The sequence below is a fragment of the Paraglaciecola sp. T6c genome (assembly GCF_000014225.1).
GTDB classification, from domain to species: domain Bacteria; phylum Pseudomonadota; class Gammaproteobacteria; order Enterobacterales; family Alteromonadaceae; genus Paraglaciecola; species Paraglaciecola atlantica_A.
Genome location: NC_008228.1, coordinates 4,726,023 through 4,741,463 on the forward strand (window position 1 = coordinate 4,726,023; position 15,441 = coordinate 4,741,463).

The window sequence follows — 15,441 nt, forward strand, 5'->3', positions numbered from 1 at the left end:
TAATCCACGCTAATAAGTGAGCACTTATTAACGTGGATCCGTACTAGATTAAATGGTCGGTTTTTTTAGCAATGTCAATAAAGGTGTTCTGGTATTCAGGACGAGTTTCACCGGCCCTAAACCCTAAGTGAATATTTTTAAAAATTCCTTTTTTCCCCAATCTAACAGGCACAATGGGTAAATCTTTTTGATGCTGTTCCACCAGCCATTTGGGTAGTGCCGAAACCCCTCGCCCTGCACTGACCATTTGCAACATAATTTCTGTTGTTTCAATGGTTCTATGTCTCTTAACGCTCGCGCCTGCTGGGGTCAGAAATTGGCTAAATATATCCAAACGACTTGCCTCTACTGGATAGGTAATTAGCACGTCATCACTAAGATCCTGTGGCTGCACCCACGACTGCCCCGCAACAGGGTGCGATTCAGGCACAACTAATACGTGCTCGTATTCAAATACCGGTAAGTACTCTAAACCTTTTTGAAATAATGGGTCTGGGGTGACCAGCATATCAATATCGTAACCCAGCAACGCCCCCAACCCACCGAATTGAAACGCTTGGCGTACATCAACGTCCACGTCAGGATATTGCTGCAAAAATGGGGAGACGACTTTCAATAACCATTGATAACAAGGGTGGCATTCCATACCGATGCGCAGTGCGCCGCGTTGACCTTGAGCTATCTGCTGGATCACTTGTTCACTGTGTTCAAATTGCGGTAACACTCGGTTGGCCAAATTGAGCAACCCCTGCCCTGCTTGGGTTAAGCGCAAGCGACGACCGTCTTTTTGCCACACAGGCGCACCTAAGTGGCCTTCTAGCTTTTTAATACCGTGACTCAAAGCAGATTGCGTCAAATGCAGGGCATTGGCGGCTTCGGTTAATGTGCCATGTTTGTCAACAGCGTGGATAATGGCTAAATGATGGCGCTCTAGCATAAGGGTAAAACCTATGAGTAAAATTCATCTAATACTAAAAATATACCACTAATTTTACTTGATCCGGTCTAACTTTGGTGAACAAATGTTAGATACCTAAAGCCAATACTCATGACTAGAATAACCTTTACGTTCGTGCTGATTTTTTCAAACCTAACGCCCTCTTGCCTTTTGCTTTAATCACTCGCCAAGGTGTTTGCGGCCCTCTGGGTAGACTGGCCTGTAAATGCTGGTAATCAGCATCGTTCAATTGCACTTCACCGCCGTGAGCGAGCAAAATAGATTTTGGGCGCATTGCCATGAGCCGATCAATTGAGTTGCCGTACACTTCGGGGAAAAACACTGGAAAAGGCGGAATAAAACGACTCTTCACTTTAACCACCAAATCAGCCACGTACATGCGCTGACTTGGCATATGCATAACTGATAAATCACGGTCTGTATGCCCTGGTGTTTCGTACACACACCATTCATCAAAGCCCGGTATCGTCTGCTTATCAATAAGTTTGATGTCTGGTTTAAGCGTTTTGGCGTACCACATACTTCTGCGTTCACGCCCCATTCGGTTGGCAACCCAACGTGCAAGCATTAAATCGGTGACGAACATAAGCCAACCTGTTATGCCTTTGTACCAAGAGTGCTCAACGTCACTAGAGATGATTGTGCAACCAACCAGTTTTCTTAACGCGTGCGCTGCACCAGCGTGATCCGGATGCATATGAGTAACCAATACCGCTTTTAAATCACTAAAAGGACGGTTCAATTCTTGAGTAATAAAATCTCGTAGGGTGTCGACGTCGGCACGGGTACAGCCGTCCAGCAACATAAGTCGGTCTGGGTATTCGACTAAATATATTGACTGAATATAACCCTGTAAATGATGTAACTTCATAACTCTAACTGCTCTTTTAGCTTTGTATTGCGCGGCTACTAGCATACTGGTCATGCCAGTAAAATCGAACTTTTTGTTGTAAATAGTTAAGTCAAATAAAAAGATATAAACTCAGTTTCACTAGGGCTGCATAGAGTATTCGACCCACTTTCAAACGCGCATATCAGAGAATATTTCATCCCCAGTGTAGAATCTTCAACCATTTTACTGTGCTACCCTTCTTCTCTTTGTACGATATGTACGTTTATCATGACGTTTATCCTCGTTTGTTTTAAGGAAGCTACCTTGCATCAATCTCAAAGACCTACAACGCTGCACGTAGTCGTCGGCTCTAAAAATCCAGTGAAAGTAAACGCCGCAAAAAATGCTATCAGTATGCTTTACCCTGATCATGAAATAACGTGCGAAGGCATGCATGCCCCCTCTGGCGTGGCTGAGCAGCCCATGACCAGTGAAGAAACACGCATAGGTGCTATTAATCGGGTGAGTTATTGTCAAGCGAATACAAAAGCAGATTTTTATGTGGCGATGGAAGGCGGCGTCGATAAATTCGAATACGGCCCAGCTACGTTTGCTTATGTCGTTATCGCTAACCACCAGCGCGAGTCGATTGGCCGGGGCGCAATTATGCCTATTCCTGAATCTGTCTATCAAGCCTTAGCCAGTGGCGAAGAGCTAGGCCCATTGATGGATGAGCTATTTAACACCCAAAACGTGAAACAAAAAGGTGGGGCAATAGGGTTGCTGACCAATGGAAATGCCACCCGAGAAGGCAATTACACTCATGCAATGGTGTTGGCAATGGCACCATTTTTACACCCTGAACTGTATCCTGTTAAGCAGTAAAAAAGCACAGGCAATTTATTCCTAATTTGCGAGCGATTGCGCGAGCAGCTAGAACCGCTGTTTTGAAAAAACTAACGATACGCGCACACCAAGATGCTCATCCGCTTCTGAATAACGGTTTTCTATCTGAATATCACCACCGTGAAATTGTGCAATTGCCTTAGCAATAAATAGCCCCAACCCAAGGTGTGGCTGTGAAGTAGCATGCTCAGGGCGTACCGATACCATGGAATCAAATAGCTTATCCTCCATATCATTCGGTAACGGTGGGCCATCATTTTCAATGGTAAGTAAATACTTACTTTCTTTCAGGCTAAGTCGGATAAAAATAAGGGTATGCTCAGGACTAAACTCAAGGGCGTTGGCAATGATCTTATCCAGCATTTGGCCAAATAAATCACCTGAGCCGAGCAGCAGCACATCCCCTGCCTCGTTTACGTAAGCAAACTTATGACTAGCGTAGGTCATTCGATAACCTTCGACATAGCCGCTGAGCAAGGCGTTCATATCAAAGTCCTCTCGCTCGTTGCTTTGTACTGCCTGCTCCAATCTGGTCGCTTCACTCATATTATTTAAAATCGTGCTGAGGCGTTTAATCCCAAGTTGCGCTCGTTCAATGTACTGGGCATCTTCATCTGTCTGCTGACTTAATTGCAGATTTTCTAAGGACGATTTCACTATTGCCACAGGGGTGCGCAACTCATGGGATAAACGGGCTGACATATTTTGCAAATAAGTGTTGTACTGCCCAAGTTTACTCAGCACGATATTAAACGTGTTCGCTAAATCACCAATTTCATCTCCCGCGGTGGCACTGGGAATTGTGCCAATGATTTTACCGTGCTGGTCAATCGCCGCCTCTGTTTGATTTCTAAGCTTACGGATGCGAAACGACATCCTAGAGGCGAATAAAAAAAGCGCCAAGGTCCCTAACCCCATCACGGCTAATATCACATGAAATAGTTTTTCGAGGGCGAGGTTTCTTAGCGTGCGAATACCGTTGGTGGTTTGCTCAACGACCACAGCCCCCATCACATTCTCATCTATAAAAATGGGGTGCGCCGCCGACAGAATAACCGCTTTATTATCTGGGCTTAGGCGCCATAAAGAGGCCGGTGTCCCCATTAGCGCTTGATTAATATCTTGTCCTTGCAACGCATACGCATCTTGTAAGTCATCAATAAAATCCGCTGGGGGCTTGGTCAGAATTTGATAGTACAGGGGTAATAACCATTTCTGCTCTATGCTTTGCCACCAGCTAGCTTGCTGATCCTTGTTTGATGAATAAGCGCTGCTGCTTAAACCAACCGATTTATGAATATTGCCAGAGCGAGCCAGTACCCGTTTGTGTTTATCAATGACCCATACCCTTGCGTTTGAGTATTTTAACCCTTTGAGAATGTTCTCTATCTCCGGTGATGGCACCAAAACCGTGCCAAGGGTATCGCTCTTGTTCGGGTTGGCGGTACCTATGCGATAGCGTATTTCCCGAGTTTGTGGGTCGTCAACATCCGTAATGGCAAAGGCGATTTTGCTACTCATCATGGCCAAAGGGAATCGCAGTTCTACGTTGTAGCCCTTAGCAGTGTTTAACCATCGGCCTTGAATTTGCGTTTCAAGTGAAACAGGGCGCATAGAGTCCACAGATTCAGATAGCAAATACGCGTTAACCCAGCCTGCCTCTTGCGGAGCCACAACATAGCGTTTAAAGCTACCGTCAGGGCCAGTCATGGCTATTTGCAGATAGTCATTCCGGTCGACCCGCAGACTGTTTTTAGCCCTTAGCAATACCCTCTCATCGGTGACTTCGAACATGGCGTATAGGTACTCACCAAATTGCCCCACCATATGCCGAAAATGCAAGCTGCTGGGCTGGTAATCGTCGCTGTCATTAAGGTAATCAAGTAGATGCGCTCGCCCATACTCAAGGCTTAAATGCTGATAATCCAACCAATCATCTAGCTTGCCATCTAAGCGGATTGGGTCGTGAATTTTATGGGCGTATAAGTCGGTCCCAGGTTTTACATCGGTCAGGTAAGCGCTTTGGGTATCAAATAAAGCGGGCCGCTCATGCAAGGCGGTCGCAACTGCACGCGCAGTGCCAACCATGGTTTGCTCTTGCCCAATACGTAGATAGCTTTCTAGCTCCCACACGTATTGATACCCAAGCCAAGGAATGGCAAACAGAAATATCGACAAAGCGAGTAATTTTAAGCGTATACCAAAGCGAAATCGAAACCGTCCCTTGTTGTAAACATGATTCACTTTGCGACTTTTAGCTAGACTGGTAGAGCGACTCATCAAGGTTAATGGCTCATGCCATTTTTCCAGCGATAACCCATGCCATAAACCGTTTCAATACGATCAAACTGACTGTCGACTTGCTGGAATTTCTTGCGAATACGTTTGATGTGCGACGTAATAGTACTGTCATCTACCACCATTTTTGACTCATCCATCAACTGTTGGCGGCTTTTAACATGCCCTGCATACTTGGCAATGGCGTGTAGCATCCAAAATTCAGTCACTGTTAGCTCAATGCCTTGTGTTTGCCAACTGACGGTCATGCGCTTGCTGTCGATACTTAATTCACCTGTCTGTATTACGTCCTCTGACAATTGGGGTTGATTCAACAGCGCCACACGGCGAAACAAGGCAGCGATGCGCGCCAACAAATGAGGCAAACTAATGTCTTTTGTTAGGTAGTCGTCTGCCCCCATGCGTAAACCGCAAATGGTGTCGTAGTCGTTATCTCTGGCAGTGAAGAAAATGATCGGCAAGGTTTTGGATAAACTGCGTAATTGCTGGCAAACCATAAAGCCGCCATCGATCTCGTCCTGTAATCCAATATCAATGATCGCCAAGTCAGGCAGGCGCTGAGCAAAACCTTGCTCAGCCTGCCGGCGATTGGCATAACAGATAACCTCGTATCCTTGTTTTTTGAGGGCTGCGGCATAGTTTTCTCGAATAGCGAGATCGTCTTCCACTAGCGCAATACGTTGAGACATAACCACACTCATATTATTCAGTGACGCACTTTACTCGGCGACTGCACTTTAATAGGTCGCCGCTTTATTTGGTGACGTCACTATATCCTAAAAATCAGACATTTTGCTGACATCAGTAAATTTCCATTTTTTCGCCACAATTGCCCCAAAGATTGCCATTTTTCACGCATTAAATCGCCGCAAATTCGCTGTGTAATAGTGCAATCAAAAACGCCAACCTTCAAAAAAAGTAAAGGAACTATCATGAAATATAGCGCAATTGCACTTACCCTCGCACTGCTCATCAACCACGCTGTTGCCCCACTGACTTACGCGCAAACAACGCCACATGCCCAAACCACGAAGGAGAAATCTGCCCAGTCAAACACCCAGAATGATCTCGTTGGCTTTGCCTCAGGCGCATTATTAGGCACTGCAGTCGGTGGGCCAGTAGGCGGCGTGATTGGCGGTATAATGGGCCTGTTTATTTCAAATGATATGAACAACGACAATGCATTAGCCCAAGCTCAGTCTGGACTGAGGCAAAAAGAGCAGCAATTGGTTGCCTTACGCCTCGCTCAGCAGCGTATGTATCAGCAAGAAAATCCCGACAATCACACCGCACTCACCGCGAGCTTAGAGAGCCATAACGTTACAGCGCATCACGGCACAGAGCAGCAAAGCACAGAACAAACAACTGAGTCGCACTCTATAACGCCAATTGAAACGAATATTCAATTTCGCACCGGCTCTCATGCTGTTGAATCCCATTATCACAGGCAGTTAGATTTAATTGCTGCGCTTGTGCGTCAGTCCCCTGATCTACAAATAACCTTAGCGGGCTACGCCGACGAGCGCGGCAGTTCTCATTATAACCAAGCGCTTTCTCAGCAAAGGGCTATCAGCGTTAAACGTTACTTAACAAAGCAGCACGTGCCTGGCGCGCAATTGCACACTGAGTCTTTTGGCGAGTCCGCCGTGTCGAGTGATAAAAGCGAGCCAGAGAGTTGGTTTTTCGCCCGTAAGGTCACGTTATCTATCCAGCCCGCGTCTCATTCATCGCTTATGGCTGCTTCGCCACGTAAATAGACCTAAACCGGAGAACAGGAATGTCCCTATTACTTAAATTCAGCGGGCTGCTGTTGATTGTTAGCACCATAGGCGTGTTGCACAGCGCCGCTTCTCAATACCTTATTCAGCCCGACGTTGAGGAAAGCAAAATGCAAAACGAACAACATAGGGCCAGTTTTAATGGCCGTATTAGTCGCCCACAAACCCGGGACGACAGTGCTCCCATCGTGTATGTCGACTCTATTAATGACGTCGCCCAAGGCAGTCTATTTTACTTACGTGACGCTTCAGAAGCACGCTCGCGCGCGAACGTAAATGGAAGCAAAATGGGCGTTCCCCCTAGTGAAAACAACAATGATGATCCCAGTCAACTTCATCAAAAACGCCGTTATCAGCTTAGTCCTCTGTTAAGTACCGATGTAAAAATCGATATCACAGGCATGATAGCCAGAACCAAGGTTACTCAGCGTTTTCATAACCCTAGTCAAGATTGGGTAAATGGGATTTACGCCTTTCCTTTACCTGAAAATGCCGCCGTCGATCATCTCGATATGCACATAGGTGAGCGGAGAATCAAAGGCAAAATCATGCCCAATGCACAAGCCAAGGCGCATTTCGAGCAAGCTAAAACTCAAGGTAGAAAAGCCAGCTTAATTGAACAACATCGCCCCAACCTTTTCACTAATACTATTGCCAACATTGGCCCAAATGAATCCGTCAGCATCACGATTGAATATCAACAGGTGGTTGGGTTTGACGAACAAACATTCAGTTTGCGCTTTCCCATGACAATAACACCGCGATATTCACCCAATAATGCGACTGACAAGAGTACAGTCACCACGGTCAATACTCAGGGATGGGGGCAAAGCGTGACAGCAATAAGCCAGCAAATAAAAACAGCTGATGAGCCCGCCAACCCGATTCGCTTAAGCGTTGAGCTAGACAGTGGCTTTGCACTGACCGCTGACGACATTACTAGCGAACATCACCCTATCAACATCAGCCAACAAGGAGAGAAAAACAGTGGCTATCACATTGAATTGGCTCAAGAGCATATCGCCAACCAAGACTTCGCTCTAACGTGGCAACCCGCCTTAAGCGATGCTCCCAGTGCAGCACACTTTAGCGAAACCCAAGGCAAGTATCGTTATGGGCTAGTGATGCTTACTCCACCTGTGCAAGATGCATATCATTCCACTGGCGGAGCCGTCGCCCAACAGATGCCCTCAAGAGAAGTGGTGTTCTTACTCGACACCTCAGGCTCTATGGCGGGGGAATCGATTGTGCAAGCTAAGCGTGCTGTAGACTTTGCCTTAACGCAGCTGCGCCCAGAAGATAACGTCAATATTATTCAATTTAATGACGCCCCCCAAGCGTTATGGAAACGTGCCATGCCCGCTACAGCCAAACATATTCAGCGCGCACGAAATTGGGTGGCCAGCTTACACGCAGATGGCGGCACTGAAATGGCCCCCGCGCTAACATTAGCGTTAAACAAACCCTCACTCCATAGGGATGATAGCGATTTACTTGGCTCCCACAAGCTTCGCCAAGTGGTCTTTATCACCGATGGCAGTGTGAGCAATGAAGATGCCTTAATGAGCCTGATTGAAAGTAAGTTGGCGGACAACCGTTTGTTTACTATCGGCATTGGTTCGGCGCCCAACAGTTATTTTATGACCCAGGCCGCACAAGCTGGCCGGGGCACCTTTACCTACATTGGCGACATTCAACAGGTACAACACAAGATGACGGCATTGTTTAACAAACTGACTCGCCCTGTGATGCAAGATATACATATTGAATTTGCCCGAGAGACCGAGTTTTACCCCAGTGTTATTCCTGACTTATATGCCGCCCAACCTTTGGTTATTCATTACCGAGTGCCGGTGACACACCTTGAAAATGGCATGCAACTGCAACAACCCGACAATGCACTCAAGGTGACGGGTTGGCAGTCAGCACGAGCAGTATCAAGCAAACCTTGGTCAATCCGCATGCCCCTGAGCCCCACAACCAAACGCGCCGGCTTAGGCGTTGCTTGGGCGAGAGAGAAAATCACACAACTCAGTCATACCTTGCGCCGAGAACGCGACAGCGAAATGCGCCCAATGATGCGTAAAAAATGGCAAGACGGCATTACAAATATTGCCCTTGAGCATCATATTGTAAGCCAGTTCACTAGCCTTATTGCCGTGGATGAAAAGCCGCCTACCCCCCAGGACGTTAAACCAGAGCACGAGAACAGCAAAAACACACCCATTAACCACAACGCGCCTGTTGGGTTTGCTATGGCGAGGTCACACATGACTGGGTTACAAAGGGTTGGCCAATTGCCGCAAACGGCCACCAATGCACCGCTGCATATCACCTTAGGGCTGCTACTTTTGGGAATTGCACTGTTCGCGCGCCAAAAACGTTTGTCATGATTTCAGGCGCTGAACTAGGCACCAACGTGCGCGATAACGAGGCAAAGTGGGCTGTGTGGTTTAGCCGAGATAGTCTAAAAAGTGCTCTGTTAGGCGCGATCTGGCTCACATGCTTAGTTGGCGGCGGGCTATTGGTTTCAAACGGTGCGTACATGTGGGCGAAGGCACAATTTGCGCAAGTGCTTATCGCCAGCGCTTGGCAACGCAGCATGCATGCAGCCGAAGTTAACATCCCTTCCCATAGCGCTAATCAAACACTCGAAGCGCAAGCCATAAAAACCAAACCTTGGCCATGGGCTGATACCTACCCTGTGGCCAAACTAACGTTACCGAGTAAGTCATTAGGCTCGTTATCGGGAGAGCCCTTATACGTTTTAGCAGGGGCATCAGGGCGTACAATGGCATTTGGGCCTGGGCATATGAGTGCGACTCCACTCCCATTTGAAGGCGGCAATAGTGTCATCACGGGTCACAGAGATACTCACTTCGCCGCCCTGCAATACCTGAACAAGGGAGATTCCATAGACGTGCAAACTCTCGAAGCGCAAGGGCAGTACCGTGTCACATCGACCTTCATTGTGCATCAAAGCCAAACTCACATCATCGAGTCACAAGGCGCAGATCAACTCACATTAATCACCTGCTACCCGTTTAACGCAATGACACCCAACCCGACGATACGCTATGTGGTCAGTGCTGAACGCGTGCGATAACCAGCGATTGCCGTTCGGTTGTTTTAGGCGGCAAAAGCCTTCCTAAGAACGCCCTATCACTGAAGGCAAAAGTAGCCCTTGGCTTGTATATTGGTCTGATTTTTTTGGCTTATTTATTGCAATCTGAGATTGATTGCGTAGTCAAATTTAACCCTCGGCCAGACTCGTGGTCGAAGCGCCCGGTTGCACTTTATTTTCAGCAGAGGATGTTATGTATATAAATAGCCCTAATCAAGTCAGTCGTATTTACCAAATGAGCGATACCGCGACTTCGGTCGCTACAGATTTGAATGCGGCCAATAAAAATCAAACAACAGATAAGGTAACGCTCAGTGACGCAGGGTTAAATGCCGAGAGTAAATTACAGGAGATCGCCGCCAAGTATAATCCAAACAATATGTCTTATAATGAACTGGTCAGCATGGGTACAGAGCTGCTCGAAAATGGATTAATAACATCCCGAGAGAGCTTAACCTTAATGGCTCCCCCTAGTCGAAATTTTGCCCCCGATGAGAAATACGACACCATCGCCCTAGCCAAGCAGTCAGCGGCGTTTGATCAGTCCCTAGGCACAATCCATAGCAAAGACGCAAAACTAAGAGCGAGCGTGCTTGAAATGTTGCAAACGATACAAGACTTGTCAGGCAATAGCAGCCAAAATAGAGAAGCTTGAGTACCACCATATGGCCTCTTCTCTAAACCGTAATATGGAATTTGAAGTGGGTTTAGGGTAATTTGCGCCGCTGTATATCACTTACCAACACAATTTACTCACTACCATTATGGGGTTAAGCAAGGAAAAGCATGAAGCTCGCTATCTTATTTATTTTTATTCTTCATTGCGCCAATGCTGTGGCGAGCGGTATTTACAGCGAAGTCCCCGCATCTATCGATTCAAATGCGCGTTATGTTTTTTATTCTCACGGTTTGATTGTCGAAGGCGTTGACACAACGCCAGAACATCCGTCTTGGGGCCCTTATGATTTCCCTGCAATACTTAAGACCTTTTCAACGCTAGACGCCTTCATTATAGCTGAGCACAGGGCGAAAAATACTGACCCTTTTGAGCATGCCAAGAAACTCCAACATCAAGTTCAGTACTTAATGAAAGAGGGCGTATCCCCCAGTAATATAACGCTAGTGGGGTTTTCTCGCGGCGGTTTTATCACCGCTATCACCTCAAGCTACCTAGCTAATAGTGATATTAATTATGTGATTTTAGCTGCTTGCACCAGCAGCCTTGCCACTCATAATGATGTGACTTTACAGGGTAATATCCTCTCAATTTATGAGACTTCAGATACCGTTGGCTCCTGTAAAAACGTCATACAGCGCAGTGGTCATAAGGTGACGTCATTTGAAGAAGTTTCAATTTCTACAGGGCTAGAACATGGCGCTTTCTACCGGCCACATAACGCGTGGGTTGAACCACTTAAAAAATGGTTAAACAAAGCACCCGAAAAAGCGGCTTATAGCGTCCCCAGAAGTGAGGTAGTTGAACTGGAAGAGCCTATATCAAAAAGAGTTTATCCGCTTTTCATCAAGCTTCCTCGCTCTTACCGCACCAATGAACGTAAGCATTATCCAGTGATCTATCTCACTGACGCACCCTACAGTTTTCCACTGGTCTCTGGCGCTACTCGATTCCCCATGAACAGTGGCACAATGGAAGAAGCAATCATTGTAGGCATTTCATACGCTAAAGGGTCGAAAGGCGCATCAAGCAGAATCAGAGATTTTACCCCTGCGAAAGCCAGCGATTGGAAACTAGAAACAGGCGGCGCAAAAGCCCACTTGACCTTTATTCAAGACATAGTGTTCCCATATATCGAGTCAAATTACCGCGCCCATGCTGAAAACAGAACATATGTAGGCAACTCCCTTGGCGGACTATTTGGCGCCTATGTGTTATCTACGACCCCAGAAACATTCTCAGCGTATGTGCTAGGCAGCCCTTCCGTATGGTTCAATAATGACTACTTACTGTCGCTGGCGATGCAAAGCCCGGAACATAAAACCAAGGTGTATCTTAGTGTCGGTAACCTAGAGTCGCCAGAATTCGGTGAGCGTAAAGACATGGTGAAGGGCGCTCAATTGCTCGCTGAAAAAATAACGGCTGGCGCATCAGAGAATGTAAAACTCAATTTTAAGATTATTGATGGGGCCACACACGCTACCGCATTTCCAACCACGTCCATACAAGGGCTCGACTGGATATACGGCAAGCATGAGTTTTAGCCCTCAATTAAGCGCGATTATTTAGCACTTCTACACGTGTTTGCCGCCTGTCCAGCCGCCTTGGGCGAGCACGTCTTCACCTAGCGCTTTGGGCGTAGCTTCTAAATCTGTGGCCATGGAATCATTCCAGCGGTTTAGAAAACCATATAAACAAATAGCGCCTAGAATTTCGACGATTTCATCTTCTTCCCAGTAGGCTCGCATGCGTGCCATAAGTGGCTCATCCACCGCGTTCGGCACTGAACCTGCGGCAAGGGCATAATCAAGGGCCACGCGCTCTGCATCTGAATAAAGTGGGCTGGTTTGGTATTCCCACACTGCGGCGACCTTTTCATCAGAAATACCGTGAATTTTAGCGGCTATTAAGGAGTGCGCTTCACAATATTGGCAACCTGCAGCTCGGCTTGAAAAGTGTGCCAATAGACGTTTGAAACCTAAATCAACCGTGCCGTCTTTTGCCATCACCGCTTTGGTTAACACCCCAAAACCGCGTACGATGTCTGGTCGGCGCTGCATCGTTAGCAAACTATTGGGTACAAAACCTAAAATTTGTTCAAAGATTGCGAAGTCTTCTGCTAATTCAGGTGTGGTTTCTTTGGGTAAAGGCTGCATATGGGCCATGGATTTTCCTCTCTTGTTATTGTTGGTATATTAATTTCGATGTGCGCATTGCTGCTTATATACACCGAACTTCTTTTGGGACTAACAAACTAAAAACCTTACATTTTATTCAGTGCCCATCATGTTCTATTCAGTCATCGCCATGGTATAATGCATCCTTTTCGGTGTGAGTACATCCAGCCAACAACGTTGTGCTTTTTTCATTGTGTCTCTTTAAGTTGGCAGTCATCGTAAAAACAGAGTATCCAACATCCTGTAAACCACGCGGAACAAAGCATGAATGCATTGAATATCAAAGGGCTAACCAAAGTATACAAAGGTGGAACCCGAGCCCTTAATGGGATTAATTTAGAAGTAAAGCAGGGGGACTTCTTCGCCCTACTTGGCCCAAACGGCGCCGGCAAATCAACTACCATTGGTATCATCAGTTCATTAGTGAACAAGACTGGTGGCAGTGCAGATATTTTCGAATACTCGTTAGACGCTCAACCCGTTGAAGCGAAATCATGCATAGGCTTGGTGCCTCAAGAGTTTAACTTCAATCAATTTGAGACCTTAACCCAAATCGTGGTGAACCAAGCCGGCTACTATGGTGTACCCCGTAACGTTGCCAAAGAGCGTGCCGAAAAATACCTAAAACAATTGGATTTATGGGAAAAACGTAATCAACCCGCACGTAATTTATCTGGTGGCATGAAGCGCCGCTTGATGATTGCACGGGCTCTGATGCACGAACCTAGAATGTTAATTTTAGATGAGCCTACCGCAGGGGTGGACATCGAAATACGCCGCTCAATGTGGACTTTCCTAAAAGAGATTAACGAGCAAGGGATCACCATCATACTCACCACTCACTACCTTGAAGAAGCCGAAATGTTGTGCCGCAACATCGCGATTATCGATAAGGGCGTGATTGTACAAAACACCAGTATGAAATCATTGCTTGCCACCTTAAATATTGAAACATTCATTTTTGATTTAGCAGGAGAGCATCAGAATATTGCACTATCGGGCTTTGAATATCGTTTATTAGATGCCCACACGTTAGAAGTGGATGTGGCCAAAGAAGAAAGTTTAAACAACGTTTTTGAGCAGCTATCAAGCCAGCAAATACAAGTATTGAGCATGCGCAATAAGTCGAATCGCTTGGAAGAATTGTTTGTACGCTTGGTTGAATCGGGCCGTGCGGAGCTAGCGAATAATGAACAAAATAAGAAGGAGTTAGCGAATGGGTAATCGCACCATGATTGCGCTGCAAACACTATGGATAAAAGAGTGCACTCGCTTCTTGCGTATTTGGATACAAACGCTTGTGCCACCAGCGATTACGATGTCCTTGTACTTTGTGATATTCGGTAACTTAATTGGCAGTCGCATCGGCCAAATGGGCGGCTTTAGCTACATGGAGTTTATTGTACCTGGGCTGATTATGATGGCAGTGATCACCAATTCATATTCAAATGTATCCTCCTCTTTTTACAGTGCTAAGTTTCAGCACAACATTGAAGAATTGTTAGTGGCACCCATTCCAAACTGGGTGATCATAGCGGGTTTTGTGGGCGGCGGGGTCGCACGGGCGATACTCATTGGTATTATCGTGACATGTGTATCCATGTTGTTTGTCGATATAAGCCTGCACAGTATTCCCATTATTATCATTACCTTGCTATTAACGTCGATTTTGTTTGCTACCGCAGGCTTAATTAACGCCATATTTGCTAAGTCGTTCGATGATATCAGCGTGGTACCTACCTTCGTGTTGACGCCATTGACCTACTTAGGCGGGGTGTTTTATTCGTTAACATTGTTGCCTGAATTCTGGCAATGGGTCAGTAAAATCAACCCTATCGTGTACATGGTGAATGGCTTCCGCTATGGGTTTTTAGGGGTGTCTGACGTGGATTACATGTACTCATTGGGTTTGTTAGTGGTATTTAATGTGGTGTTGCTAGGTTTTGCGTATTCACTGATTAATCGCGGCGTTGGCATTAGAAGCTAGGTGAAATAACAAACGTGAGTCATAACTATTCTGCGCCCGAAGGCAATTCTCGGCATATCGATAGCAATCAAACTGGGGTGCATGAAAAGCTCCCAGATTTGGTTGCTCGTCACTTGCAACACGCCAGCCAGCGCCCATTGACGGAACATACCTTACAAGCATTTTCCCAAGCGCAAGACTGGCTAGGTGATTGGCAAGGGCCGCTGATTTTAGATGCATGCTGTGGTGTAGGCGAAAGCACCGCACACATTGCCAATCAGCACCCAGAGGCCAAAGTCATAGGGGTCGACAAGTCAGCGCTGCGCGTGGGCAAACATGAGTATTACAGTCTAAAACAGGACAATGCCTTGATACTCAGAGCGGATCTAAATGACTTCTGGCGTTTGGCGGTGAAAGCCGAATGGCGTTTGAGTAAACACTTTTTGCTCTACCCTAATCCTTATCCTAAAGCAGCGCATGTGCAAAGACGTTGGCACGGCAGCCCAGCATTTGCAGAAATCGTTAAATTGGGCGGGCAACTTGAAGTGCGTAGCAACTGGCAAATTTACATTCAGGAATTTGCTTTGGCCCTTGAACTAGCAGGGTTTAGCGCAGACATGAAGCAATATCACCATGCGCAAGCTATCACCCCATTTGAACGCAAATATTGGGCTAGCGGCCAACACAGTTGGCAAGTGATTAGCCAGTTGTAATCGCGGTTTGATG

General features: G+C 46.5%; 14 protein-coding genes. 9 read left to right on the forward strand and 5 right to left on the reverse strand.

Annotated features, from left to right (window positions below; all coding sequences use genetic code 11):
* Positions 1-43: 43 nt before the first annotated feature.
* Both PATL_RS20035 and PATL_RS20040 read right to left on the reverse strand, forming a co-directional pair.
* Positions 44-937, reverse strand: a complete 894-nt coding sequence (locus PATL_RS20035; protein WP_011576623.1) for a LysR family transcriptional regulator — start codon at positions 935-937, stop codon at positions 44-46.
* 127 nt (positions 938-1,064) lie between these two features.
* Entirely contained in the window at positions 1,065-1,829 is a 765-nt protein-coding gene (locus PATL_RS20040) for an MBL fold metallo-hydrolase (RefSeq protein ID WP_041714117.1), read from the reverse strand.
* A 285-nt stretch (positions 1,830-2,114) separates the two neighbouring features.
* Here PATL_RS20040 and yjjX point away from each other — a divergent pair, with 285 nt between their 5' ends.
* Positions 2,115-2,675, forward strand: coding sequence for an inosine/xanthosine triphosphatase (gene yjjX / locus PATL_RS20045; protein ID WP_041714118.1), 561 nt, complete (start codon positions 2,115-2,117; stop codon positions 2,673-2,675).
* A gap of 48 nt (positions 2,676-2,723) precedes the next feature.
* On the opposite strand, the gene pdsS is transcribed toward yjjX, so the two are convergent.
* Positions 2,724-4,976: a proteobacterial dedicated sortase system histidine kinase gene (pdsS, locus tag PATL_RS20050; RefSeq protein ID WP_011576626.1), complete on the reverse strand. Its 2,253-nt coding sequence runs from the start codon at positions 4,974-4,976 to the stop codon at positions 2,724-2,726.
* A 5-nt stretch (positions 4,977-4,981) separates the two neighbouring features.
* A complete protein-coding gene (gene pdsR, locus PATL_RS20055) occupies positions 4,982-5,683 on the reverse strand; it encodes a proteobacterial dedicated sortase system response regulator (protein ID WP_041714635.1) in 702 nt (233 codons plus the stop codon).
* A gap of 243 nt (positions 5,684-5,926) precedes the next feature.
* Here pdsR and pdsO point away from each other — a divergent pair, with 243 nt between their 5' ends.
* From pdsO to PATL_RS23110, 5 genes are all read left to right on the forward strand, one after another.
* A complete protein-coding gene (pdsO, locus tag PATL_RS20060) occupies positions 5,927-6,751 on the forward strand; it encodes a sortase-associated OmpA-like protein PdsO (RefSeq protein ID WP_011576628.1) in 825 nt (274 codons plus the stop codon).
* Positions 6,752-6,771: 20 nt separating this feature from the next.
* Complete coding sequence (locus tag PATL_RS20065) at positions 6,772-9,165, forward strand: marine proteobacterial sortase target protein (RefSeq protein WP_041714119.1); 2,394 nt, start codon at positions 6,772-6,774, stop codon at positions 9,163-9,165.
* The gene (locus tag PATL_RS20070; protein WP_011576630.1) at positions 9,162-9,878 is read left to right on the forward strand and encodes a class GN sortase; all 717 of its coding nucleotides are present in this window, start codon (positions 9,162-9,164) and stop codon (positions 9,876-9,878) included. The genes PATL_RS20065 and PATL_RS20070 overlap by 4 nt, the downstream gene beginning before the upstream one ends.
* Before the next feature lie 211 nt (positions 9,879-10,089).
* Positions 10,090-10,551, forward strand: coding sequence for a hypothetical protein (locus tag PATL_RS20075; protein ID WP_011576631.1), 462 nt, complete (start codon positions 10,090-10,092; stop codon positions 10,549-10,551).
* Positions 10,552-10,682: 131 nt separating this feature from the next.
* Positions 10,683-12,116 carry an alpha/beta hydrolase gene (locus tag PATL_RS23110; protein ID WP_011576632.1) on the forward strand — a complete coding sequence of 478 codons (1,434 nt, stop codon included), beginning with the start codon at positions 10,683-10,685 and terminating at the stop codon, positions 12,114-12,116.
* A gap of 30 nt (positions 12,117-12,146) precedes the next feature.
* Here PATL_RS23110 and PATL_RS20085 read toward each other — a convergent pair whose 3' ends face one another.
* Positions 12,147-12,737, reverse strand: coding sequence for a carboxymuconolactone decarboxylase family protein (locus tag PATL_RS20085; protein WP_011576633.1), 591 nt, complete (start codon positions 12,735-12,737; stop codon positions 12,147-12,149).
* Positions 12,738-13,013: 276 nt separating this feature from the next.
* On the opposite strand from PATL_RS20085, the gene PATL_RS20090 reads away from it, so the two are divergent.
* The 3 genes from PATL_RS20090 to PATL_RS20100 are packed head-to-tail and all read left to right on the forward strand — an operon-like array spanning position 13,014 to position 15,428.
* Complete coding sequence (locus PATL_RS20090; protein ID WP_011576634.1) at positions 13,014-13,973, forward strand: ABC transporter ATP-binding protein; 960 nt, start codon at positions 13,014-13,016, stop codon at positions 13,971-13,973.
* Positions 13,966-14,736: an ABC transporter permease gene (locus PATL_RS20095; RefSeq protein ID WP_006992965.1), complete on the forward strand. Its 771-nt coding sequence runs from the start codon at positions 13,966-13,968 to the stop codon at positions 14,734-14,736. Before PATL_RS20090 ends, PATL_RS20095 begins: the two co-directional genes overlap by 8 nt.
* A gap of 14 nt (positions 14,737-14,750) precedes the next feature.
* Positions 14,751-15,428: a tRNA (guanine(46)-N(7))-methyltransferase TrmB gene (locus PATL_RS20100; protein WP_011576635.1), complete on the forward strand. Its 678-nt coding sequence runs from the start codon at positions 14,751-14,753 to the stop codon at positions 15,426-15,428.
* Positions 15,429-15,441: the final 13 nt, after the last annotated feature.

Coding starts and splice junctions, on each gene's coding strand:
- PATL_RS20095 (WP_006992965.1), top strand. CDS start 13,966: ATGGGTAATCGCACCATGATTGCGCTGCAAACACTATGGATAAAAGAG.
- PATL_RS20035 (WP_011576623.1), bottom strand. CDS start 937: ATGCTAGAGCGCCATCATTTAGCCATTATCCACGCTGTTGACAAACAT.
- PATL_RS20040 (WP_041714117.1), bottom strand. CDS start 1,829: ATGAAGTTACATCATTTACAGGGTTATATTCAGTCAATATATTTAGTC.
- PATL_RS20085 (WP_011576633.1), bottom strand. CDS start 12,737: ATGGCCCATATGCAGCCTTTACCCAAAGAAACCACACCTGAATTAGCA.
- pdsR (WP_041714635.1), bottom strand. CDS start 5,683: ATGTCTCAACGTATTGCGCTAGTGGAAGACGATCTCGCTATTCGAGAA.
- PATL_RS20075 (WP_011576631.1), top strand. CDS start 10,090: ATGTATATAAATAGCCCTAATCAAGTCAGTCGTATTTACCAAATGAGC.
- PATL_RS20065 (WP_041714119.1), top strand. CDS start 6,772: ATGTCCCTATTACTTAAATTCAGCGGGCTGCTGTTGATTGTTAGCACC.
- PATL_RS23110 (WP_011576632.1), top strand. CDS start 10,683: ATGAAGCTCGCTATCTTATTTATTTTTATTCTTCATTGCGCCAATGCT.
- pdsS (WP_011576626.1), bottom strand. CDS start 4,976: ATGAGTCGCTCTACCAGTCTAGCTAAAAGTCGCAAAGTGAATCATGTT.
- PATL_RS20070 (WP_011576630.1), top strand. CDS start 9,162: ATGATTTCAGGCGCTGAACTAGGCACCAACGTGCGCGATAACGAGGCA.
- PATL_RS20090 (WP_011576634.1), top strand. CDS start 13,014: ATGAATGCATTGAATATCAAAGGGCTAACCAAAGTATACAAAGGTGGA.
- pdsO (WP_011576628.1), top strand. CDS start 5,927: ATGAAATATAGCGCAATTGCACTTACCCTCGCACTGCTCATCAACCAC.